The organism is Paenibacillus sedimenti, from assembly GCF_014534655.1.
Taxonomy (GTDB): Bacteria; Bacillota; Bacilli; order Paenibacillales; family NBRC-103111; genus Paenibacillus_E; species Paenibacillus_E sedimenti.
In genome coordinates, this window is the sequence record NZ_JACVVD010000011.1 from 138,041 (window position 1) to 161,574 (window position 23,534).

The 23,534-nt window shown below is 45.8% G+C and carries 16 protein-coding genes; 6 read left to right on the top strand and 10 right to left on the bottom strand.

The window, feature by feature from the left end; all coding sequences use genetic code 11:
- Positions 1-135 precede the first annotated feature (135 nt).
- From ICC18_RS25625 to trxB, 3 genes are all read right to left on the bottom strand, one after another.
- Positions 136-1,608, bottom strand: a complete 1,473-nt coding sequence (locus ICC18_RS25625; RefSeq protein ID WP_188177299.1) for a DHA2 family efflux MFS transporter permease subunit — start codon at positions 1,606-1,608, stop codon at positions 136-138.
- Positions 1,609-1,897: 289 nt separating this feature from the next.
- The gene (locus tag ICC18_RS25630; protein ID WP_188177300.1) at positions 1,898-2,608 is read right to left on the bottom strand and encodes a DsbA family oxidoreductase; all 711 of its coding nucleotides are present in this window, start codon (positions 2,606-2,608) and stop codon (positions 1,898-1,900) included.
- A 245-nt stretch (positions 2,609-2,853) separates the two neighbouring features.
- Positions 2,854-3,774: a thioredoxin-disulfide reductase gene (gene trxB, locus ICC18_RS25635; RefSeq protein ID WP_188177301.1), complete on the bottom strand. Its 921-nt coding sequence runs from the start codon at positions 3,772-3,774 to the stop codon at positions 2,854-2,856.
- A 160-nt stretch (positions 3,775-3,934) separates the two neighbouring features.
- Here trxB and ICC18_RS34855 point away from each other — a divergent pair, with 160 nt between their 5' ends.
- The 3 genes from ICC18_RS34855 to ICC18_RS25645 all read left to right on the top strand — a co-directional run bounded on the left by ICC18_RS34855 (position 3,935) and on the right by ICC18_RS25645 (position 5,871).
- On the top strand, positions 3,935-4,435 hold the full coding sequence (locus ICC18_RS34855) for a CBO0543 family protein (RefSeq protein ID WP_376745668.1): 501 nt from the start codon (positions 3,935-3,937) through the stop codon (positions 4,433-4,435).
- Entirely contained in the window at positions 4,389-4,880 is a 492-nt protein-coding gene (locus ICC18_RS25640; RefSeq protein ID WP_312029609.1) for a hypothetical protein, read from the top strand. Before ICC18_RS34855 ends, ICC18_RS25640 begins: the two co-directional genes overlap by 47 nt.
- A 124-nt stretch (positions 4,881-5,004) precedes the next feature.
- The gene (locus tag ICC18_RS25645) at positions 5,005-5,871 is read left to right on the top strand and encodes a VOC family protein (protein ID WP_188177302.1); all 867 of its coding nucleotides are present in this window, start codon (positions 5,005-5,007) and stop codon (positions 5,869-5,871) included.
- Between the two features lie 102 nt (positions 5,872-5,973).
- Here ICC18_RS25645 and lacZ read toward each other — a convergent pair whose 3' ends face one another.
- Positions 5,974-9,126 carry a beta-galactosidase, LacZ type gene (gene lacZ, locus ICC18_RS25650; RefSeq protein ID WP_223192859.1) on the bottom strand — a complete coding sequence of 1,051 codons (3,153 nt, stop codon included), beginning with the start codon at positions 9,124-9,126 and terminating at the stop codon, positions 5,974-5,976.
- A 132-nt stretch (positions 9,127-9,258) separates the two neighbouring features.
- Here lacZ and ICC18_RS25655 point away from each other — a divergent pair, with 132 nt between their 5' ends.
- Positions 9,259-10,104 (top strand): AraC family transcriptional regulator, encoded by an 846-nt coding sequence (locus tag ICC18_RS25655; protein WP_188177303.1) that lies wholly within the window; start codon positions 9,259-9,261, stop codon positions 10,102-10,104.
- A 6-nt stretch (positions 10,105-10,110) separates the two neighbouring features.
- Here ICC18_RS25655 and ICC18_RS25660 read toward each other — a convergent pair whose 3' ends face one another.
- The 4 genes from ICC18_RS25660 to ICC18_RS25675 form a co-directional block, all read right to left on the bottom strand.
- Positions 10,111-11,205: a GerAB/ArcD/ProY family transporter gene (locus tag ICC18_RS25660; protein WP_188177304.1), complete on the bottom strand. Its 1,095-nt coding sequence runs from the start codon at positions 11,203-11,205 to the stop codon at positions 10,111-10,113.
- Positions 11,206-11,221: 16 nt separating this feature from the next.
- Entirely contained in the window at positions 11,222-12,439 is a 1,218-nt protein-coding gene (locus ICC18_RS25665; RefSeq protein WP_188177305.1) for a Ger(x)C family spore germination protein, read from the bottom strand.
- A 23-nt stretch (positions 12,440-12,462) separates the two neighbouring features.
- Complete coding sequence (locus ICC18_RS25670) at positions 12,463-14,055, bottom strand: spore germination protein (RefSeq protein ID WP_188177306.1); 1,593 nt, start codon at positions 14,053-14,055, stop codon at positions 12,463-12,465.
- A gap of 180 nt (positions 14,056-14,235) precedes the next feature.
- On the bottom strand, positions 14,236-17,346 hold the full coding sequence (locus ICC18_RS25675) for an S-layer homology domain-containing protein (protein ID WP_223192860.1): 3,111 nt from the start codon (positions 17,344-17,346) through the stop codon (positions 14,236-14,238).
- A 252-nt stretch (positions 17,347-17,598) separates the two neighbouring features.
- On the opposite strand from ICC18_RS25675, the gene ICC18_RS25680 reads away from it, so the two are divergent.
- Together ICC18_RS25680 and ICC18_RS25685 are read left to right on the top strand one after the other, a co-directional pair.
- Positions 17,599-19,914 (top strand): helix-turn-helix domain-containing protein, encoded by a 2,316-nt coding sequence (locus tag ICC18_RS25680; protein WP_188177308.1) that lies wholly within the window; start codon positions 17,599-17,601, stop codon positions 19,912-19,914.
- A gap of 35 nt (positions 19,915-19,949) precedes the next feature.
- Positions 19,950-21,566, top strand: a complete 1,617-nt coding sequence (locus tag ICC18_RS25685; RefSeq protein ID WP_188177309.1) for an extracellular solute-binding protein — start codon at positions 19,950-19,952, stop codon at positions 21,564-21,566.
- A gap of 63 nt (positions 21,567-21,629) precedes the next feature.
- Here the strand turns inward: ICC18_RS25685 and ICC18_RS25690 are convergent, their stop codons facing one another.
- Positions 21,630-23,162, bottom strand: a complete 1,533-nt coding sequence (locus tag ICC18_RS25690; protein WP_188177310.1) for a solute symporter family protein — start codon at positions 23,160-23,162, stop codon at positions 21,630-21,632.
- Between the two features lie 3 nt (positions 23,163-23,165).
- Positions 23,166-23,498, bottom strand: a complete 333-nt coding sequence (locus ICC18_RS25695) for a DUF485 domain-containing protein (protein WP_188177311.1) — start codon at positions 23,496-23,498, stop codon at positions 23,166-23,168.
- Between the last annotated feature and the right edge of the window lie 36 nt (positions 23,499-23,534).

Consider the following 23,534-nt stretch of genomic DNA (forward strand, 5'->3'; position numbering starts at 1 on the left):
TTCGCTACAGGCTGTCTCTGCTCCTCTTTAGACAAAACGTCGTGGCTCATCTACGGTAGCGAGTAAATTTTTTCGTCTTGTCTAAGCAAAAACGAGCCGACTCCGTTGAATCAACTCGTTTTTGTGATTAAGAAATTAGTGCCCCACCATCATCGCAGCATTCGGATTCTCACCGGATGGATCCTCCTCAGCCGGCTGCGGCTTTGGTCTCCGCAGAATAAATCCAAGCAATGCGCCTACAAACGCAAGGCATGCTGTGAGTAAGAAAGTATCACCAAAAGCTAATACAGACGCTTGAAGAGGATCTTTCACTTCAGCAGCATGATCTGTAATTTTGCTCGTCAAGAAGCCTGTTAAGCCTGCTACAGCAAAGGAAACCATGACTTGCTGAGCGGCAGTCGTGAGCGGGGTTACACGATTCACCAGTTTACGCGGAGCCGCTTGGAGCACGTGCGTATTGATGGACATCATGGAAAGCCCCATTCCCGCACCCATCATAGCAAGCGCGCACATGATATATACAAGGCTTGTATCGATGGCTACGTTTGAGAGCATGAACAAAGCCACTGTAATGATACCTAAACCAGTAATGGCTAACGGACGAGCTCCTATTTTATCGAACAACCTGCCGCCAAGCGGCATGAATACTGCAGAAGCCAATGCTTGAGGAAGCAGGATAAGACCTGTGGTCAGCGGGCTGAATTGCTTAACCTGTTGCAAAAACACTGGGATCAGTACAAAGGAACCAAATAACGCAATTTGCGATATCCAAGTAATGATGATCCCTCTGGTAAAATCGGAAGAACCGAACACACGTAACTCAAGCAGCGGTTGTTTTTGACGAAGCTCAACTATAATGAAAAGGATGAGAGCAACGAAACCAACAATTAGGCTTATAACCGTCTGTGTTGACGTCCAGCTTACACCGCCTTCGTTCACTGCGTATGCGAGCGTGGAGAATGCGATTGGCGCAAGAATAATGCCTAATATATCCAACGAAGGAACAGCTTTGCGCTCGATGTTCGGTAAGTAGCGTATACCAACCAAAATGGCTATAATCCCAATCGGTACGTTAATAAGGAAAATCCAATGCCATGTTGAATATTCTACTAACCAACCGGATAAAACCGGGCCTAGAGCCGGCGCTAGCAGCATCGGTACGCCGAGCATTCCCATTACTGCGCCCATTTTATCAGGAGGGGCTAATCGGAATATCATCGCCATCCCGATGGGAGCCACCATGCCTCCGCCTAATCCTTGAATGATACGGTAGATAATTAATTGTTCCGGCGTTTGCGCAAAAGAGCAAAGCGCCGAACCAATGGTAAATAGGGCAATCGTAATCAAAAAAATCCGTTTGGCACCGAATCGATCCGTCATCCAACCTGCAAGCGGAATAACGGCAGAAAGCGCTAACGTATAACCTGTCACCGTCCATTGCAGCGTTGAGAGGTCGGAATTAAAATCTTCGACCAAACCCGGAAGGGCAACATTCACTACAGTGCTGTCCAAAATAACCATTATCATTCCAATGATAACGGCCATTAGCGGCCCGAGTAAGGCTGTAATGGAAGCTTCGCCATCACCTTTTACTTGCTTTTTACTCATTATAGTATCTTCCTCTCCAATGATCTGTTTCTATATGTATTCTTTCTCACGATGTTAATTGTAATTGTTTTACAACCAAATGCAAACACATGTTTTTATAATAATATTTATTAAAATTATTTTTTCTTATATACTGGGAAACTATACCACGTATCAACTGACAACTGTATGATAGTTAAACCGGGTGGTTTCATCCATCGTGACATGTACTGCAATCTGCTGCTCCTTGCATGAACAAACAAGCCTATCTCCCTTTTTCGGAAAATAGGCTTGTTTCATTTTTTTATTACTATTCATTACTGCAGACGCCATCTGTACACACAGCGCCCGAGCCGCCTGTTGTATCGTTTAAAACAGTGAGGGGCTTCTTCTCACCCCAAGCTTTCTCAAGCGCATCAAGAAATACGGAAGCCGATTGTGCACCAGATATCGCGTATTTTCGGTTAATGACATAGAACGGAACTCCGCGCACTCCCAAGCGGGAGCCCTCAAGCTGATCAGCCCGAACCTCATCGGCAAACTGATCGCTTGCTAACATCGAGCTAACGGCATTTGGATCCAGCCCGGCTTCGGCAGCGATGGCAGTCAAAGTTTCATGCCGGCCTACATGCTTGGATTCCGTAAAGTAAGCCTTGAATAACAGATCCGCAACTTCTTTACTTTTGCCATGCTGGGCAGCGAAATGAAGGAGTCGGTGTGCGTCCAGCGTATTCGTCAGGACCAGCGTATCGAAATGAAAGTCCAATCCCTCGGCTTCAGCCTGTTTACCTAGCTGAGCGTTCATCGCCTTAGCCTCTTCACGGCTCATCCCGTACTTGGCGGAGAGCATATCATGAACATCATGAGCCACATCTAACGGTGCATGCTCATCGAGTTGAAAGCTCTTGTATACGATCTCCACTTGATCCTTATGGGCAAACTGAGCAAGCCCGGACTCTATCCGACTTTTACCAATATAACAAAACGGACATGCAATATCCGACCAAATTTCAACTTGCATGTGAATTCCTCCCATCCCATTATTCATAATAATGAAAAAAATTATAGTTACTCACAAATTATAAGCCATAATTGACATCCAGGCAAGATTGCCAATAACTTAAATGAGAAAACCTCTATCGAGGCCTTTCAATGATGAGCGACCGCGTTTAGAGGTAGGTTTTATCGCCAATAAGAAAGCTGTTTTCGGGAACCGAAAACTTATACTTTCTTATGTGGTCAAAAGAGCTGCCCGCGGGACAGCTCTCATCTCGTATAATATCGCTGACAATCCAACGCGGCCATGCACCCGGAACCTATAGCATTCAGTATTTGCCGGTATCGCCGGTCCTGCACGTCTCCACAGGCAAATACACCGGGAATATCAGTTTCTGTTGTTCCCGGCTTAACCAATATGTATCCTTGTTCATCTAAGGGCAGCTGTTTGGCGAGAAATTCCGTATTGGGCTTACTGCCGATGGCTATGAACACTCCATCCGCTTCCAGACTTTCCTCTTGTCCAGATTCATGACTGGTAACTCTGAGGCCTGTCACACCTTTCTCTCCAGTAATGACTTCGAGCGGGGTCCGGTTCATCAGCCACCTGATTTTCCTTATTTCACGCGCCCTCTCCTGCAAAGCTAAAGAGGCCCGCAATTTATCGCTTCGATTAACAACAGTAATCTCCGATGCGTAGTGGGATAAATAAATCGCTTCCTCCATCGCCGAATCTCCTCCGCCAATGACGAGTACTTTTTTGTCCCGAAATAAGAATGCGCTGCAAGGGGCGCATGTACTTACCCCAAGCCCCAGATAATCTTTTTCTCCCGGTATACCAAGAAGTTTAGCCGTTGTACCTGTAGCGATGATCAGGGTTTCGGTTTTTATCTCTCCCCAGCCTTCCAGCCAAACCTTAAAAGGGCGCTTCGACAAGTCTACTTCATATACATCGCCGATTTTGACCTGCGCCCCGAACTGCTCAGCTTGCCTGAACATATTGTCGAGCAGATCCGGCCCGCTTATCCCATGAAGAAAGCCCGGGAAATACTCGATTTCCATCGTCGTCGTTAAATGATAGCTTGGCCTTTGGCCTTTAATAACGAGCGGCTTCAGACCCGCTCTTGCCATATAAACGGCGGCGGTAAATCCTGCAAGCCCAGCCCCGATGATGATGCTTTTGTATTCCATACTAGCCTCCCGACGCTGTCAATATTTTCATTATTATTGCTCTTTGCGGCGTACACTATTCTGTCGTGAATAAGTGACGTTATTTTAAACACACTATGAAGGTATGCAGCAAACCGAAAGGGGTTATCAAGGATTCATTATGAGACGTAGAAACCTGCTTATGTATCTGACTGTTTTCTTTGCAAAGTGCGTCTTATCCAGTTCGCTAGATTCATATTTTATTAAAAAAGGGAAGATTTCGTACCCCGTTCGGCCTTTTGCAAAAATATTTGACACCAATATTTTGTACGATTTATTGTTCTATCCTCTATTAAGTGTGGTTTGGATAAGATATACCTATAAGAGTAAGCCGCTGGAATTGTTAACCAGAAGTTTGTATTTCAGTGTGCCCATGTCAGCACTTCAATGGTTTTTAGAAAAGAAAACAGCTTTGTTCCAATGGAAATCCTGGACAATCCTGCATACTTTTGCATCGATTAACTTTACGTTATTTACGATTCGAGGACTTGTAAGTTTATTGAAAAGAATCACCCAGACATCTGTTGAAGAAGAATGGAACCTGTTTGAATCAAAAATAAATATCGATCTTTTTTCACCTGGGCTCATAGGAAGCATTGCTGCCATCAAGTCTCCACACCATCACTATGAACAAATCCGATAAAATAGAGAAATTATTATGGAGTATTGCACTACCTGGGTTTGGTCAGTTATTGAATAGAAAATATGTGAAAGGGCTAACGCTTATCATTCTGGAAATTATCGTCAATATTAATTCAAATCTCAATGACATCATTATTGACAGCTTTAAGGGCAACATTCAAGCTGCCGTCCAGCATACGGATTATAACTGGTTGATGTTTTATCCTTGTCTATACATGTTTGGGATATGGGATGCATATAAAGATGGGGGAGATACCGCTGAGTTTGCGTATATTCCTTTTGTGCTGGGAGCCTTCCTTGGTACGGTTGGCATCATTTATTCCGATGTGCTGAGGCCTTTCAATATTCTCTTCGGTCCTGTGTGGCTGCCTATGATTTTTTCATTTGTTGGAAATGCGATCGGCATTACACTGTTTTTGGTATTACGTAAATTACGGATAACCTAAAAAGGGATGTTCCCGTCTGCTTCAGACTTTCGGGAAATCCCTTCTTTTTGGTTATGACTTTACGTAACTTAATAACTATTATAAACTTAATTACAATAAGTAACCATATAGGAGTGAACTTCCGATGTCCGTAGCTCTGCACTCTGATATCAAGCTTGGTTTAGTGAAGCTGAAAGTGTCCAATCTGGAACGTTCTATACGTTTTTACCAAGAAGTAGTTGGCTTACAAGTTCTTCAAGCCGGCTCCACGTTAGCAGAACTAACCGTTGACGGGCGACATCCTTTTCTCGAGCTCGAAGAGATTCCGAATGCCCAGATTACAGCTCGCAGATCCGCCGCCGGACTCTATCATTTCGCTATTTTGCTACCTACTCGCAAAGATTTGGGCGCTTCTTTGCGGAACCTGATTGAATCGGGTATTCACATCGGTCAAGCCGACCATTTGGTTAGTGAGGCTTTGTATATTACCGATCCGGACAACAACGGCATTGAAATATATTGCGATCGTCCGCGTGATACTTGGCGCCGCGATGCTGAAGGCAACTATATTATGGCTTCCGATCCTATCGATTGGGAAGGATTGCTGAGCGAAGCAGCGGATATGCCGTGGAGCGGTTTACCTGCGGGTACGACAATGGGACATATCCACTTCCATGTTAGAGATTTGCAGGTGTCCAAACATTTCTATTGTGACATCCTGGGCTTCGATATCGCCGCTGATGCATCTGCGACTATGAGAGCTTTGTTTATTTCAGCCGGAGGCTACCATCACCATATCGGCATGAACCTTTGGGCAGGCCAGAACGCGCCGGTAACTGCTCCGAACGCAACGGGACTTGACTATTACACGATCGTTTTCCCAAATGCGGATGAAAGACGCAAGGCGATTGAGCGTTTGCAGGGCGCAGGGTTTTCTCCCGTAGAACAGGATGAAGCATTTGTCGTAATCGATCCTTCGGGTATTCGTTTGAAAATGGCGAGCGGGGCGTAAGGAAATTCAGCAGCCAAATGAAATAAAACAAGCTTGGTTCTAACCATTATATAAATGGCAGGGACCAAGCTTGTTTTTATTTCTGTAGCCGGTACGGCATAATCAAATTCCTTTAAATGCAAATGAATACGTATAGCTGCGGTTGGCGAACAGCGTGAATTCCGGATGCGTTCTGGCGCCCCAACTGTCGTCGCCGCCGACGCCCATCTGCTTGTAATTGACCCGCACCGCGACTTTGTCGCTTGGCGGAAGCTTGTAAGGATGATCGTGCGCCTCAAGCTCCGCAGGCAGGTACGGCAGCACGTTCAACTCAACGGCCGGCAGTCCGGAGATCCGCAGCCCGCGGCCATTCGCGTCGGTGAGCGTCGCCCAGCGCACGTCTGTCTTGTTGCCGCACTCCTGCGGACGCAGATACGGCACGAACTGCTCTTCCACCGTACCGCTGTATACGCCCAGCTTGGCTCCGGTGGCACGGTCCCAATAGTTCTCGTGAGGTCCGCGGCCATACCACTGGAGATTCCGGAAGTCGGCTTCCATTTGGAACAGCACGCCGATTTCCGGAATTTCCGGCAATCCGCCCGCTCCCGGTATGAGCTCCATTCGTACCTCGACAGCTCCGTCAGGCGCTGCCGTGTACACCATCTGCACGCGGGACGCAGGTGCCGTCGGCAACTCGTAACGGACGCGCACTTCGGCACGTCCGGCGCCTGCCGGCTGCACGCTAAGCCCGAGCAGCGTCCTGCCGCTGGCAGCCTCACGCCAGACCGCGCAGCGAATATGATGCTGGTTGCCTCGGTCATTGTCCGTGTAGGCCCGCCAGAAGTTTGGAGCTGGACCTGTCTTGAACAACTCTACGCCTTGATATACGTAGGATGAGATATCTCCTGTCGCCATATCAAACCTTAATGAGAATTCGCGTCCGCTCAAAATGATGGCTTCGGTATTTCGTTCGACATGTACAGTCTCATCATCCGCCACCGATACGGCAGCAGCCGATTCTGCCATCGTGATCAGCGATGCGGCTGCTCCCCCTGCGATGCCCTCAGGAAGCAAGAACTGCTCCCACGCGACTTCATGCCCTTTTTCCGCCCAAATTGCTGCTTCTTTCAGAGAAAGACTGATGGTCAGCACAAGCTCGTCAGTGAGCAAATGCTTAGCCGCTGCGCTGTCATAAGGCAATGTGATAACTTCAGTTTCACCAGGCTTCACGTTGAAACTTCCGCCCATGGTCTCGACCAGGGTCACACCATTCCGCTCAATCGTCCATGTCCAGTCAAACTCGCTTAGATCGGTGAACAAATATTGGTTCGTCACGCGTACTTGCCCCTGTGCCAGATCAACGGCCTCGATTTTCACATTCTGGTAGCATTTCTTCACTTCATGAATTTTCGGAGAAACCGTCCGGTCGGCAAAAATCAGCCCGTTCCCACAGAAGTTCCCATCGTTCGGCGTATCCCCGAAATCGCCGCCATAGGCTAAATATTCAGTGCCGTCCGGCGCGGTCGTACGAATCGACTGATCGATCCAATCCCAAATAAATCCGCCTTGGAGCACAGGATACCGCTCGAACAGCTCCCAGTATTTAAACAAATTCCCGCACGAGTTACCCATCGCATGGCTGTATTCGCATAAGATAAACGGCTTTTGGGGGTTGCTTCTCGCATACTCCTCGACCTTGTCAATTTTCGTGTACATTTGGCTTTCTATGTCTGAAGCGCGATCCGATGCCCGGAAGTGGAATATCCCCTCATAATGCACCGCTCTAGTCGGGTCAGCCTCCCGCAGGAAGTCGTGCATCTTCACAAAATTATCGCCGCCGAACGACTCATTCCCCAGCGACCAGATGACGATGGACGGATGGTTCTTATCCCTTTGCAGCATGGAATTGCAGCGGTCCAGCACCGCACCCGTCCACTCCGGCTTGCTGCCTGGAACCGTTATCCCTTCCTCCAGCTGCCCATAGTTCCAAGCGCCGTGAGTCTCCAAATTCGTCTCGTCAATCACATACAGCCCGTATTCGTCGCACAACTCATACCAGATAGGGTGGTTCGGATAATGTGAGGTACGTACGGCATTGATGTTATACTTTTTCATCAGCAAGATGTCGGCAAGCATACTGGCCTCATCGACGGAACGGCCCCGATCGCAGTCGAATTCGTGGCGGTTCACGCCTTTAAACACAATACGCTCGCCATTGATGCGCATCAGACCGTCTTTGATTTCGAATTTGCGGAAGCCGACTTTGCAACTTTCTGTTTCCAGCAGCTGCCCGTCCTGATCCTTCAAGCTGAGGACAAGCGTGTAGAGATATGGCTTCTCTGCGCTCCACTTATGCGGGTGTTCGATTTGTGCCGACAGCTCCACATAGGCGGTACCGCCCGCATCAGCGCTAGCGCGTTGCGGTTCACCCCACTGCGGACGTAATTCACGATCGTAAAGCATCGCTTCAACCGTATACGCGCCATATTGGCGAGCGTCATAATTCGTCACTCGCGCCTGAATGCGCAGTTCAGCATTCGCATATTCGTCATCCAGCTCAGTCCGAATGGAGAAATCATAAATATGCGTCTGAGGCGTCGAATACAAGTACACATCGCGGAAAATACCGCTCAAACGCCAAAAGTCCTGATCCTCCAGCCAGCTCGCATCGCACCAGCGGTACACCTCTACCGCAAGCTTATTCTCGCCTTCCGTTAAGTATGGCGTAATATCGAATTCCGCGGGGGTAAACGTATCCTCGCTATACCCGACCAAGTCCCCGTTCACCCATACATAGAATGCCGACTCCACACCTTGAAAGCTCAAATAAACCGGCTGCCCCTCCCAAGCTTTCGGAACTGAGAAGCTGCGAACATAGGAGCCTACAGGATTATACTTCACCGGGGCAAAAGGAGGCTGCAAGTCTTCATGGCCCACCCAAGGATATACGATATTCGTATACTGCGGATAATCATACCCTTGAAGCTGCCAATGGGAAGGAACCGCCATGTCCGCCCAATTCCTGCAATCGTAATCCGTTCGATAAAACTCGCTTGGACGCGCTTCCGCATTTTCGGCAAAATGGAACTTCCATGTTCCATTCAGCGATTGATAAAAATCGGATGCCGTTTTTTGTCCGGCTATCGCTTCCTCTACAGTTCGATAAGGCATAAGTGTTGCGTGCGCTTCCATTCGGTTCAGCTGGAAAATATCCGGGTTGTTATTCCACTCCGGATAGCCGTTTTGCGGCGGTGTATATACAAATTTGTTAGCCAAGAGCAATCCCTCACTTTACAATGCGTATCATATTTATCAACTCACCCTTCATTGTACAGGACAACTTTTTCTTTTAAAATATAAGATACGACGCATCATATATTAAAAAATGAAAGAGATGTGTTTCTCATCATGGCTGTGGACTACAGAAAATTTTTCCTCATTACCGAAACGGACAGGAAACTGCCGCTGATTATGGATACGGTTGGCTTTGAAAACGAGCAGCAGCCCACCCTGAGGGAAGAAGGCTTCCCCTGCTTTCACTGGCTGCAGACGACGCAAGGCAGCGGCGACATCCAGATGGGCAATATCACGGTTAAACTTAACGAGAATCAAGGCATTCTTATGCCTGCAAGCATACGGCACGAATACCGGGCTTCCGGTTCGGTATGGTCCACCTGGTATTTGACCTTTGACGGCGTATTAGCGTCCTCCATCGTCCACGCTTTGGAGCTCCCGCTGATGACACTGCTCAGTTGGGGACCCGATACACCGCTGGCCTCCATCCATGAGGATTTTTATGAAAAGTACCGCTATAGCTATGATTTTACCGGGATGAACGGATCGCTGGAGGTGTATCAGTTTTTAACGCTTCTCAAAAAGCATGGCTACGTCAACCGCGCCGCCTCCTTCTCGCAGAGCCACCAACGGCTGCTGCCGCTTTTGATCCGGCTCGAAGAATGCTATGCACAGTCCGATGTAGGGCTCAGCTGGATGTCAGACCTGCTCTGCGTCAGTCCGCAGCACGTTAACAATCTGTTCCGTAAAGCGTTCGGCATCTCTCCTTACCAATACTTACTACACCTGCGGCTCCAAAAGTCCAAAGAAATACTAATCGCTGAACCGCATAGTACGGTCAAGCAGATCGCCGAAGCAACCGGCTTCCTGGACGCTTCGCATTTCATCTCTACCTTTCGCAAATCGGTGGGCATGACGCCGGATTTCTTTAGAAACCGGTATAAAGAAAGAGACTACTGAAGTCATTCACTTCGGTCGTCTCTTTAAACGTCCTCTAATCAACATAACGAAAAAAAGAACAGCCGGAATAATTCCAATGAAAATTTTATTGACATGGAATTGATCCGCTATGATATCACCGATCTCTAAATGCGACTGCCAGCTTCGCGGAAGAAGGGAAGTGATATAAATAACGGCTCCAACCGGAAGGGCGAACCTTCGATAATCGGTATGAAACAACTGAGATAGCCCAAGTATAGCGGCCAAATACCATAATGTCGCCTTGATAAATATCCCCGCATAGAAAAGTAAAATGACAAGTGCATCAAAACGTTCGAATATTTCAGCGATCTGAATCAACTGAACGGATTGCAGTAGAGGTACAGTACTAATGCCAGTTAATTCCGGCCCCAGAACGACAAGGTTCATGATATTCGCGATAAGAATAACGATGCCAGATATAAAAAAAGAGCGAATCGACGTTTTGAACATCTCTTTTTTCTCGTTTAAATAGCTCCAGAACATCAGAAAAATCACCATTTGGCCGAATGGAAACCAAACGGTATGTGCTACACTTTCCCGTAATACAGGTTGTAATCCATTTTCTAAGACCGGAAAAAGACGATTCCAATGCACAGCTCCTGAAATAAATTGCATAATAAGCAAAATTAAATAAAAAGACAGTACGCCAACCACTATAAATTCGGCTAACCGAAAGAAGACTTCTATTCCCTTGTAAATCGCATAGATCGATATCGTTAACATAATTAGCATAATGAGGGAAATGGGACCACGGGGAAGAATGGTCATAAGAGTAAGATCCCCAAAGTCCCGCAAATTTCGCATGGATTCATAAGCAAAGAACAAAGCATAGAGCAATAAGACGAACTTCCCTGCGAATGAACCGAAATATTGAATCAATAGCTGACTCCAGTTTTTTTCCGGTTCCCTGTGTTGGATCGCCAAAAAAAGAAAAAGCAGCAGTAACCCTAGCAGAAAGCTAGTAAAGACGACCAACCAGGCGTCTTGATTAGCTCTAATGCCTAATTCGAATAAAGGCGTACTCCCTATTTGAAATAAGATGATCATCGCACCCAACTGGTATTTACTGATCCGCTCCATGAAGAAGCCTCTTTTCTCATTCTTTTTTACCGGAGATTCTGGAAAAGGAGTCATCGATCATTCCGGTTCGTCGGATTGTTACCTTGACATTAATGTCCATTCTTATCTTCGTGAACTCGTTTTCCCAGTTCTGACTCAGCGTTTTCCATTCTCGCGGAAAAGACTTATGGAATGCGTCCCCAAAGCCCAGCGTATCTGCTTTCATCTTTTTCACAGCTTGAAATGAATTCTCTACGTCGTTCCTAATTTGCTCTTGAATATATTTCTCAAGTTTGGTTAAGGCTTCAGACTTGTGTTTCAGATTTAAATTGCAAGCCGTTTCAATCAAGTTTCCTTGCGCATTAATATCTACAGACATAAACAAATTACCGTTAGAAATGCTCGGTTTTAATTTGGTGCGGGATTTCTCAATCAAAAAGGAGGACAGCTGTTCACGGCTGCTCTCCCCTTCACAGGAAAAGACGATCGTCGTTTGTTTTAAGCGATTCGTTATCCACGGGATGCCTAGGCTTTCCTTTCGATTTAACCAACCGGCAAACTTGTCTTGCTTAAATACCGCAACTCGATCCAATTTCAATACGGCGGAACTGCGAGTTTCATTGAGTGCATCTAAAGAGACTTGACCCTGCTGCTCACCCATTATTTTGATTTCCGGCAATGTGGCGCTTGCGGATGGATTTGTCATTGTGGATATGAATTCATGTAACTTGGATTGAACTAAATTGGTTTGTCTGTTTCCCTGTCCGCTTAGCAAATTGGAAAGCGCATTTCCGGGAATGTTCTCTAGTGGCGTAAGAACTTCCAACACTCTCTTGGCGTCTACTTCCGAAATAAGAACATTCGTATTCTCCCTTGATTCGTAACTTCTCAAGAAAGCGTCCAATATGGGGTTGACTCCGTATTTAGCAACACGCTGGCTGATAATAATGACGCGCGTATGAGAAAAAAAGAGATGGCGCGGGGCTTCTAATTCACTCTTTTGAATGGCCTCCAGGATGGTCTTTCCTTTCGATGAAAAGACAGTAACCGGAGATTGGGAGCCTCCTCCTCCGGCTTTACTCTGGGATGACTTCGGAATGATGATTTGAAAGGTCAACACCCATTGATTGCTTTCGTCCATATCAAAGGCTATTGCGCTGATGATCCCCAGTCTATTAAGTTCGATTTTGTTCGAACAACCGCTTTCAAGTAACAACATGATGGCGATCAGCAGCAAGATCAGCCTTCGCTTCATTTCCTTATCCCCTTTTTACATCATTACTTCATCTTGTCCTTGTCGGAAGGGTTAGGGCGCCGATTTACATTTTGACGAACATAATTGTTCTTAGCGAAAAGTCGCGGTCTGGTAACCATCATCCACCAAGGTACCCTGACAACGGTATCCTTCAAGTTGTTTGGTACAAAAGGCGCTAGGGGGGTCAAGTAAGGAATGCCAAAAGAGCGAAGAGATAACATATGAATCAACAGAAAGAAGAGCCCCGACATAATCCCGAACAATCCTAAGGCTGCGGCAAGAACCATTAATATAAAGCGAAGCAAACGTGCTGCAATCGAGATATTAAATGCCGGAACGACGAAGTTGGAGATCGCCGTAAAGGCTACTACGATCACCATGGCCGCCGATACGAGACCAGCTTCAACAGCTGCCTGTCCCAAAACAAGAGCTCCAACGATGGAAATAGCAGAACCGATAGCCCTAGGCATTCGAACCCCTGCTTCCCTTAATATCTCGAATGTGATTTCCATCATTAAAGCTTCAAAGAATGCCGGAAAGGGAATCCCTTCCCTTTGGGCCGCAAGACTAACCAGGAGGGTCGTGGGAATCATTTCTTGATGAAAAGTCGTGATTGCAATATAGAGGGAAGGCAGAAGCATAGAAACGGTAAATGCAAAGAAGCGCAAAATACGCAAAAAGGTAGAGATATCGAACCTTTGATAATAGTCTTCACTGGCTACGAAGAACTTGAAGAAGGTGATAGGCAGTACAAGAACAAAAGGTGTTCCATCTACCAAGACCGCAACCTGTCCATCCAAGATAGAGCCCGCAACACTATCGGGACGCTCCGTGTTAATGATTGTAGGAAACGGGGTAAAGGTTTGGTCCTGAATAAATTCTTCCAGATAGCCGCTTTCAAGAATGCCGTCTATTTCAATGCGATCGAGCCTTTGAAGAACTTCGTTCACCACTAAATCATTGGCGGTCCCCTTTAGATACATAACACTAACGTCTGTTTGGGTTACGAGTCCGATTTTGCGGTCGATTTTCCATAGATTCGGACTTTTGATTCTGCGCCGGAGCAACGCAACATTGGTGCTTATATCCTCGGTGAACCCATCTTTAGGACCTCGAATAACGGATTGAGACGAAGGCTCCTCTACGCCTCTTTGCATCCATTTGGCAGAACTTGCGGAAATGCCTTGTTCCCAACCCTCCGCAATAATAACCGTATCTCCGTTGAACAATGCGGATATCAATTCATCCATTTTACTTACAGTACTTGTGGCGCTAACAGTAAGAATTTTATCTTTAATGTCCGTAAAATAGTCCGAAGATTTTCTTTGCCCAGCTGTGTTTACTTCTGCATCGGACATGATCGGTTTCATGATGTTATCGTTTATAACAACGGTATCGGTTAGACCATTTACATAAACAATAGCCATAGGCAAACCATTGGCTCCTTGAAATATTCGATTGGTAATATCCGAGCTATTTCCGGTTAACGCAATGATATTGTTAATATCTTGCCCAAGGTTGCCTGAAAGCGCTTCTGCTTGTTGAGTATTTGCTTGAGCGTCATGTTGCAGTTTCTCCTTTAACTTTCGGACAAATATCTTTAGGAATTTGCTCATCAATAACATCCACCTAGAAGCATGTAATATCTTCCATTCTCACCTGCCATTTCAAGAGTTATACATGGCTAGAACGGCACGCACTTCCATTTACCAAGAATGGTTTATTTGTTATACAAAAGAGGGTGTCCTTCAGCCATCTTCATGGCTTTTAGGACACCCTCCGCTTAGAACGTTGGATTAGTTAATAAATTCGGCAACCTGCAAAAATCTCTTCAGCATCACTACGGCTTCTGCACGAGTTGCATTGGCGCCGGCAACGAACGTGTTGTCCGTTTTACCGGCAACTAGACCGGCTCCCGCCGCTTGTGCGACCGCTGTTTGGGCCCAGCTGCTGATGCTGCTTCTGTCGGTGAATTTACCGAGCAGTTCAGTTTGTTTTCCATTTACGTTGTAGCTTTTTCCTACCAAGTCCATCGCCTTGGATAGCATCACAGCCATTTGCTCGCGGCTGATGTTATCGTTCGGATGGAAGGAGCCGTCCTCAAATCCGCCGATTAAACCGGCTTTGGCCGCATCACCTACAGCACCCGCGAACCAATCCTTGCTGTTCACGTCCGTAAAAGTAGCTGCTGCCTTATCGTTCAGCCCCAAAGCACGAACCAGGAGCGATGTGAATTCGGCGCGTGTGATCGTTTCGTCAGGAGCAAATTGAAAATCCGTACGCCCTTTTACCAAGAGCTTGGAGGCCATCAGACCCACATCCGCTTTGGACCAATGGTTATTCAGATCGTCAAAGGATTTGCTCGACTGAACAACCGTATAGATGCTGTTGCTGCGGTTCTTTATCGTGACTTGCGTGTTGCCTCCTACGTTTTGGAAGACTGCAGGGACAAAGGTCATTTCCCCGGTTGCCGGATCATATAAGACGGCTGTCGCAGTGCTCGGGTCTGACGACTGCTTAATGATAAGATTGCGAGTTACGTACGTTTTTCCAAAATTGTTGATTTCTACTGTCTTACCGCCTGCGTTCGCCGTTATACTAAATTCGATAACTCGCGCATTAGTGCCGCCAAGGAGGGTAACGCCATTTTGTTTCGCTTTTTGTATGATTTGATCGGCAACGGTTCCTGTCACCTTCTGAATGTTCACGCTAATTTGCACGTTTTTAGCGTCAGTCCCTAGCGTTTGTGCCACCTTCGCCGTATCGATGACCGATGTAGGTAAATTGTACGCTGTGCCGTCGTCAGTTTGAATGGAGATGACCGATTGAGGCATGGATTGTTTCGAATCGGCAAGAACACTCATTGGCAAGTCGACTTTAGCGACATCGCCGTTGCCGGTAACCCCTATCTTAATGCTTTGCTTGCCGGCATCTTTTCCATTCAGTGCGCTTATAGCTTTGCTTAACCAGCCGCCGTCAACCACAACATGATCCACTGTTTGTCCGGATGGGGACTTTTCGTGTTTCGTTTCAGGATTGGCCCCTGCATCCTTGTTGACTGTCGTTCCACCTGGAGTTTGAGGAGTGTCCGTGTTTGGAGTTGTTGAGTCATTCGTGCCTACCAATAACTGGATACTATCGGAATAATAGATAACATTAACTTTATACTCGCTTGGCAATCCCATAGTCTCAATCGAAGAGAATTGTCCATTCCGTTGGTCCTTACCATGGTTTATGATCGTGACGACGCCGTTAGGCACATAATTGCCCGTAAAATTCAGACGTAATTTCCCATTAGCATGTAACGCACCCTTTATCTCGAGCAGATCATCTTTACCGTTAAGGTTAAGTTCAAGTGTACCATTGGCAGATTGTGTGTAAGTTCCGCCGATCGTCATCTTTCCATAAACATTTTCAATGACGGTTCCCCCGTTGTTCACCATGCCGCCGCTTCCGAAAGCCGTCTCCGAATTACCCTCAAGGATGCCTTCGTTGATCTGTGTGCCTCCGGAATAAGTATTGTTACCCTGCAGCTTTAAAGTACCTGTTCCCTGTTTGGTCAGCTTTCCTGTGCCGGAGATATCGTTCCGCCAGCGATCCATTGCATGGAAACCGCCTTTATAAGTATCCATTGTCACTGTAACGTCAGTGGCAAAAGCGCCATAACCATCCGCTGCGGCAAAAAGATTAAGCCGTCCCCATCCCTCAGGATCATCCAGCACAGGATAGCCTGATGGAAGACCGTTCGTGGCCAAAACCCAGCGACGCTGCGTGCTGTCCAGGTAAGGCAGGCGTGTTTCCAGCAGGACTTCTGCTCCCTTAGGAACGACCATGGCTTCCGTCGTGGAAGCGATTGGCGTGAATCCATAGGTTAAACGTTCCGTATATTCTTTTTTGTTCTTCGCATAATCGCTGAACCGATCTGGCGCTGTACCCATTTGCGTTAATAATTTACTGTGAGCATCATCATAAGCAGCCTGCTTGATCAAGTTATTGTTTGGATCATACAAGGCAGCTGCCGTAATCGCAGTTGCATGGACGCGGCCTCCCATTACATCAAGCGGCGAATGATGACCGGCTAAAATACGGTTGTGTCCGAGTTCCGAAGCTCGCGTAAGCAGTTCCTGAAAACGCTCTGGTACCGCATACGCCATCGCTATCGCGCTGAGATATCCGGCATTGGTATGACCGCTAGGAAACCCTCCATCAGTAGCCGGAGTCGTACTGATTGCAGGTACCAGCGTAGGAACAATGATTGAAGTGTTGTTTTCAGGAGTGGTAGGAAGAACGAACGAAGAGCCCTCCTTCTTCCAACGATACGGGCGAGGATAATTATAATAGTTTTTCGCCTGGGTCGTTGAAGCGTTGTAGTTGCGGATGGTTTGGACCAACCTCACTATGTTGCCTAGACTAGAACTCGTGCTGCCTGAATCGGTTCCTCCATCATCATATTTTTTAGATGTGGCATCGGCCGGGATATCGTTGATCGTTGTCGTTGCTCCTGCGTTCGTTCGATAGAAATCGGTAAGCGAACCCAGACCTTCGATGACGCTGTAGCTCTGTTTTCTACGATCATCGAAATATGCCGCATCTGCCTCACTGGAAGTTCGGCTAGCTGCAAAGTCAACCACTTTTTGAATGTTGGCATTCAGCACGCTTTCGTTTAGACTTATACCGTTATTCCAGCTAGTGCCAGGAGCCCAAAGCTGTCCAAATCCGGAAAGCACCCCGATTTTCGGATCATTACCTTTCAATTGTTCATCTACAAAGTACCCCCAAGATGCCACTGGTGGAGTTACTGTTGATGGTAATATTGCCGCACTCGCAAAACTTCCACCCAGGGAACTTAGAATCAATGATAGGCCTAAAGCAGCTGATAAATGCTTCCTTCTTAATCTCTTTTTCAATTCATATCCTCTCCTATCCATGCTCTAAAATCTTCCTCTCGTGAATAAGATTTTTCGTTCGATATGAATGTAGCATTGGGGTATCTGCCCTTCAATAAAACAAATTCCACATTATATAAAAATGGTACTTTGTTGTGAGAAAACAATATGAATGCGTTTTCATAATGAAAGAAGAAGCCCCGTGTTAAGATTTAGTTAAGCCGCAAAGTCTGTTAACTATCTGTAGTATAATTTCGTGGGGGTGAGAAGATAATGCAAAAACGGAATTCAGTGTTTACCAACCTGGCTATCTCCTATGTAACGATCGTTCTTGTCATTGTCCTTCTTCTTTGCTCTATCTTTTATATGTATGTTCCTAGAGACTACAATGAAGAAATAAGAACTAAGAATCAAATGGTTCTGGAGAATGCCGCAAATTATATTGAAACGGCCGTTTTCCAAAGAGTAGAAAAAATATACCTCGATCTTTCTCTAGGGAAATCTGCCAACATTGATTTATATACGAAGAATACGCTTCAGGGAAATTACAGCAGAATCATTGATATTCAGGACTTACTAAAGAATGAAGTCGCGAATAACTCGGATCTAGTTTATGCTGTCCATTTGTTTTATACCAAACAAAACGTTATGATTTCTTCTGTTTATGGGCTGAATTACTATGATGATAGAAGTAAAGACGCATTCTTGGCTATGGACTGGATAGACAGGATGCGCAGTAATGAAAAGAGCTTTTTATGGATGGAAACACGCAGAGTGCCCCAGGATATATATACCAGTATGTCCGGCAATAACAGCATGAATCCCTTGATCACATATGCCCATAGTTATCCTTTTAACTCCACCGGTGAAAATAGTGAACTGATGATTGCCATTGATATCAAGGAAGCTGCCGTCAGTCATATCATCCAGGATATTATGCCTTCCGACTATAAAAACACTTTTATTATCGGTAAAGACGGAAAAATCATTTCTGCGGCGGATAAAGGAATACTTGGAAGAAGAACCATTAACCACTCATACATCAATACAATTCTTTCTTCCAATGCGGCTGCTGAAAGCTTCAACGACACCATCGAGCATATCCCTTATGTGGTATCCCATCACAAATTTTTGACGAATGAATGGAAAATCTACAATATCACGCCATCAAATAACTACTATCAGAAATCCATATTTTTACAAAAGATAGTACTGCTAATCTGTTTGTTGGCCATCATTGTGGGCATTGTCCTGTCCGGCATTTTCACGATCGCAAGTTATAACCCTTTAAAACGCTTAATGGGCAAAATCAAAGGTGTGTTCGACCATACAGCCGAAAACGGATTGAATGAATACACGTTAATCGATACTGCCATCCATAAGCTGACAAACAAGGTAAGCAGTCTTGAAGAAACCCTTCAGACCAACCATCCGGTTATCAAGCACAACGTTGTGCTTAACATGCTAAATAACAGTTATAGTCCCGAAGAACTGGTAGAACAGCTTCAATCCCTACATGTATCAATGAAGTATTCTCATTTCTGCTGTATGGTGATAGACCCTGCAAGCAAAGGATTTAAAGAACTGAATTCCAAAAGCATCCAGTATGTCCTATACCGCTTGATCAATCAATTGGAAGCTTCGTCTTTTCATGAAAGCCATATCATAGCCGAAGAGCTTCCGGATAAAAAAATAGTTGTCATCGTATGCACGAACAATCCGGAAGATTGGCTCATAGAGACGCTTTCCGGCTTTATCCTTTCAAAAGCCAAAAACAGTTTTGGACTGGATTTTAAAATATCTTTGGGTCATTGGGTACATGAATGTATAGATGTGCACAAAAGTTATGCTGAAGCTCTGATCCTTATTAAATACAGTTACTTCATGCCTGAAATTTCAATGATAAAGGATGTAAACCTGCTGAACAGGGAAACCAGTAATCATGAAATTCCACAATCTGTTCTCCTCAAGTTTAAAGAAAAGCTTCAGGCCCGGAGTTTAGTTGGTGTCGTCGAAGCCATAGACCATTTGATTGAACATATGAAGGAAGGCGTGTATGCGGCGGATTATTGCCATTATATTTTATTGAACACGGTATCCGTTTACTCGGATTATTTGAAAAGCGTGCGATATACAAGCGACGGAATGGATTTATTCAAGCAATATACGTCCATTTATAGCATCAACGGCTTTAGGGAGTGGTTCGTTCATTCCATTACAGAATTTCTTAGCCATATGGACAAGCGTAGTGAAGATAGGAATATGGAAACCATTGAGGCAGTTAAGAGCTATATTAGCAGCCACCTTTCGGAGGAGCTTTCCCTGGACACTGTGGCCGGTAAGGTCTTTATAAGCCCCAAATACCTCAGCAAGATTTTTAAAGAGGAAACAGGAATCAACTATACCGATTATGTAACGAAAAAAAGGATGGAAAGAGCTTTGGAACTTATGGCACAAAGCAGCATGACCATAGAACAGATAGCCAATACCGTTGGATATGGCACAGCAGCATATTTTATCAAAAAATTCAAGGAAATAAATGGCTGTACACCTAAAACCTATGTGAGAAGCTTAATGAAGCAGGCATAGATAACGATATTAACTATCAGTGGAAGGTTCGTGTGATGAAAATAAATAATTTACGATCAATCTCCCTGGTTTTAGTATGGATCGTCATACTAACCAGTGCATGTGGGACTCAACAGGAAAAAAGTAAACATGAACAAATATCGAATGCTGCAGCGGCATTTGCTGATGATAAAAAGTATAAAATTTCCTGGACCATGCATCAGAACGAGCCTGTTCCTGAGCATGCGGAAATGATTAGATACATAGAGGATAAATTCAATGTGGATCTGGAGATATGGAATCTCGAAAATAATAAATATGAAGGGCTCTTGGATCTCAGGCTTGCTCAAGGTGAGCCCCCTGACCTCTTTCGGATAAGAAAGCCGCAAGATCTCTTGAAATATCAGGCACAGGGCGTGCTTGCCGAGATTCCGGAGGAAATGTTGATCAAGCACGCACCGAACATTATCCATGCGATTAAAATGAATGCTCCCGGGTATATGGATTATGGGAAAATCGGCGGGAAGTATTATGGAATCCCTGTGGTAAGTCCAACAAACATTTATAGAATACCTGTGGTGTACAGACAAGATTGGCTGGATCATCTTGGTCTTAAGATCCCGGAGAATTTATCTGATTTCGAGAAAGCTATGTATGATTTTTCCAATAAGGATCCTGACGGAAACGGAAAGAAAGATACTTACGGACTTTCAAGTGAAGGAATGAATGTTGTTTTCGGAGCGTTCGGACAGATTGTCTTTGCCGAGCAGCTTTACTTCGGAGTTAAGGATAAGCGTCTGGTCATCGGTGCTTTAGAACCTGAGATGAAGGAAGCCCTCAAGTACCTCCATAAATGGTATAAGGACGGTATTATTGACCCTGAATTCATAACCGGAGAAAATAAAGGAGGCTACAAGCACCTGTCCCATTCCTTTATCAACGGTAAAATCGGAATGACCTCCATGGGCAACTATTATCACTGGATACAAGCCGGTGATTACAAGGTAATCAATGAACACGGTGAAGAAGTTCCTGTAGAAGCCACGTTCAATGCATTAGAGCTTTCATTAAAAAACCAACATGCAAAGATTGGCTTTGGACAACCTGTCACCGGCCCCCAGGGAAAAAGCGGATCTAAAGCTTATGCGATGCTGATGAATTTTACAGCTATCGGTACCGATGCGGCAAAAGAGCCGGGGAAGATGGAAAAGATTCTACAAATTCTAGACTATATCAGCGCAAATCCAAACCAGGATGAACATTTGTCAATGCTATACGGAGTGAAAGGGAAACATTGGAAGTGGGTTGGGAAGTCCAATGACGATATAGTAATACTTCCTCCATTTGATAAAATGGTTAATTATACGAATCAGATCGGCGCTAATATTGGGATGACCGTCCCCAGCAAGACTTTAGGACGTAGAGAGCAATGGGCTTCGACCCTGGACCTGGACAAAAATGGCTTATATAACATGATGGAGGTATCAACGCCTTCTTTAATAAAGAACAGTTCAGAACTTATAAAAATGAAAAACAAGGCTTATATATCCATCATAACAGGGGACAGATCTGTAGATGACTTCGATACTTTCGTAAAGGAGTTTATGGAGGCAGGCGGAGAGCAGGTATTAAAAGAGGCTAATGACTGGTACCATAATCATATGAAGAATTGAGAGATGGGAGATACAAGCGGCAAAAGAAATAACGGCTACCGAAGCAGCCGTTATTACGTAGAATCAATGAACTTCCTGCAAACCCGTATTCGCTTTCACTAAGATTTCATCATATTTCGCGTCAGCGCGTTTTGATGAGAGCAAGGTGCCTACAACCGCTCCTATAAAGCCTAACGGTATGGAGATAATACCCGGATTAGTTAGTGAAATAAGCGGAGTACCTACTAGAATCGCTTTACCGGCTACCGGATCCCATACATTCGGACTCACCATGACTAACACCAATGAACTAATCAAGCCAACCAGCATTCCTGTTACGGCACCTGCCGTATTGAATCTCCGCCAGAACACGGTAAAAACGAGCACAGGCAGATTGGCGCTTGCAGCAACGGCAAAGGCTAGCGCTACCAGGAAGGCTACGTTCATTTTTTGAGCGAACAAGGCAAGAACAATAGATATCAACGCCACGCCTACGGATGCCAGCTTCGCGGAAAGGACCTGCTCCTTCTCGGTCGCCTTCCCCTTGCGGACGATATGGCTGTAAAAATCATGAGCAAACGCCGATGCAGCGGATAATACAAGTCCTGCTACTACGGCAAGTATCGTTGCAAATGCCACAGCCGAGATGAAAGCGAACAGGAAGTCCCCGCCAAGCGATTTCGCCAGCAGCGGCGCAGCCATATTGCCGGCCGCATTGGCCTGCACGATGACATCTTTACCTACGAACGCAGCTGCGCCAAAACCAAGGAACACCGTCATCACATAAAACAAACCGATAATCCAAGTCGCTACGACGACCGATTTCCTGGCGGTTTGTGCGTCTTTCACGGTAAAGAAGCGAATAAGGATATGCGGCAGACCCGCCGTGCCGAGAACGAGCGCGAGATTGAGCGATATCGTGTCGAGACCGTTCGTGAACTTGTTGCCTGGATTCAGGAATGCTTCCTTGAGCGGCGTCGCCGTACGCATTTGTTCAAACATTTGCAAAATGCTGAAATCGAATTTGGCGAAGACGATGAGTGAAATGATGAAGGTTCCGGCTACCAATAGCACACATTTAATAATCTGCACCCAGCTCGTTGCCGTCATGCCGCCGAATACCACATAGACCGTCATAAGCAAACCTACGATCAGGACCGAGGTCGTATAGTCCAGTCCGAGAAGCAGTTTAATCAGCGCTCCCGCTCCGACCAACTGGGCGATCATATAAAAGATCGAGATCGTAATCGAATTCAGCGCGGCGACTCCCCGCACTTTCTTATCGTCGAAGCGTGCCGCAATCATATCGGCCATCGTATATTTGCCCAAATTGCGCAGCGGCTCGGCGATCAAATACAACACGACGAGATAAGCGACGAGAAAGCCGATGCTGTAGAAGAAGCCGTCGAAGCCAAAGAGCGCCACCATGCCTGCGATCCCCAAGAACGATGCGGCTGACATATAATCGCCGGCAATCGCAAGCCCGTTCTGCCAACCGGTTAAACCGCCTCCGGCCGTATAAAATTCGCTGGCGGTTTTCGTCTTTTTAGCCGCATAATACGTAATGACAAGCGTTCCCGCTACGATGGCCAAAAACAATAAAAATGCCGTGTTCATCGATTATCCCGCCTTTCTCAGGTTTGCTTTTTCCGATTCCGCTTTAATTTGATCGGACAATGCATCGAACTCAGCGGCCTTGCGGGTATATAGGGAGCATAATACCCAAGTCATGATAAACTGTGCAAAAGCAAACACCCATGCCCAAGTAATCGAGCCAATCGCATTCTCATTCAGCACTTTCGTATAAGAGGTCATAACCGGAAGGATGAAATAAAATACCAAGAAGAAAATCGACATCGGTAAAATGAATCGCTTTTTCTTTGCCATAAGCCTCTGAAACAATTCGGATCTTACAATTTCACTGTAAGGATTTGATTTAGGCTGCTCTTTCATATAGTCCCTCCTGAATGGTGGAATCTTAACGTTATC

What these genes read in the sequence shown, in the direction of transcription:
- ICC18_RS25665 (WP_188177305.1), bottom strand. Translation starts at nt 12,439, where the DNA reads ATGAAGCGAAGGCTGATCTTGCTGCTGATCGCCATCATGTTGTTACTT.
- ICC18_RS34855 (WP_376745668.1), top strand. Translation starts at nt 3,935, where the DNA reads ATGTATCTGACTGTTTTCTTTGCAAAGTGCGTCTTATCCAGTTCGCTA.
- ICC18_RS25690 (WP_188177310.1), bottom strand. Translation starts at nt 23,162, where the DNA reads ATGAACACGGCATTTTTATTGTTTTTGGCCATCGTAGCGGGAACGCTT.
- ICC18_RS25680 (WP_188177308.1), top strand. Translation starts at nt 17,599, where the DNA reads ATGCAAAAACGGAATTCAGTGTTTACCAACCTGGCTATCTCCTATGTA.
- trxB (WP_188177301.1), bottom strand. Translation starts at nt 3,774, where the DNA reads ATGGAATACAAAAGCATCATCATCGGGGCTGGGCTTGCAGGATTTACC.
- ICC18_RS25645 (WP_188177302.1), top strand. Translation starts at nt 5,005, where the DNA reads ATGTCCGTAGCTCTGCACTCTGATATCAAGCTTGGTTTAGTGAAGCTG.
- ICC18_RS25685 (WP_188177309.1), top strand. Translation starts at nt 19,950, where the DNA reads ATGAAAATAAATAATTTACGATCAATCTCCCTGGTTTTAGTATGGATC.
- ICC18_RS25625 (WP_188177299.1), bottom strand. Translation starts at nt 1,608, where the DNA reads ATGAGTAAAAAGCAAGTAAAAGGTGATGGCGAAGCTTCCATTACAGCC.
- ICC18_RS25670 (WP_188177306.1), bottom strand. Translation starts at nt 14,055, where the DNA reads ATGAGCAAATTCCTAAAGATATTTGTCCGAAAGTTAAAGGAGAAACTG.
- ICC18_RS25655 (WP_188177303.1), top strand. Translation starts at nt 9,259, where the DNA reads ATGGCTGTGGACTACAGAAAATTTTTCCTCATTACCGAAACGGACAGG.
- ICC18_RS25695 (WP_188177311.1), bottom strand. Translation starts at nt 23,498, where the DNA reads ATGAAAGAGCAGCCTAAATCAAATCCTTACAGTGAAATTGTAAGATCC.
- ICC18_RS25630 (WP_188177300.1), bottom strand. Translation starts at nt 2,608, where the DNA reads ATGCAAGTTGAAATTTGGTCGGATATTGCATGTCCGTTTTGTTATATT.
- ICC18_RS25660 (WP_188177304.1), bottom strand. Translation starts at nt 11,205, where the DNA reads ATGGAGCGGATCAGTAAATACCAGTTGGGTGCGATGATCATCTTATTT.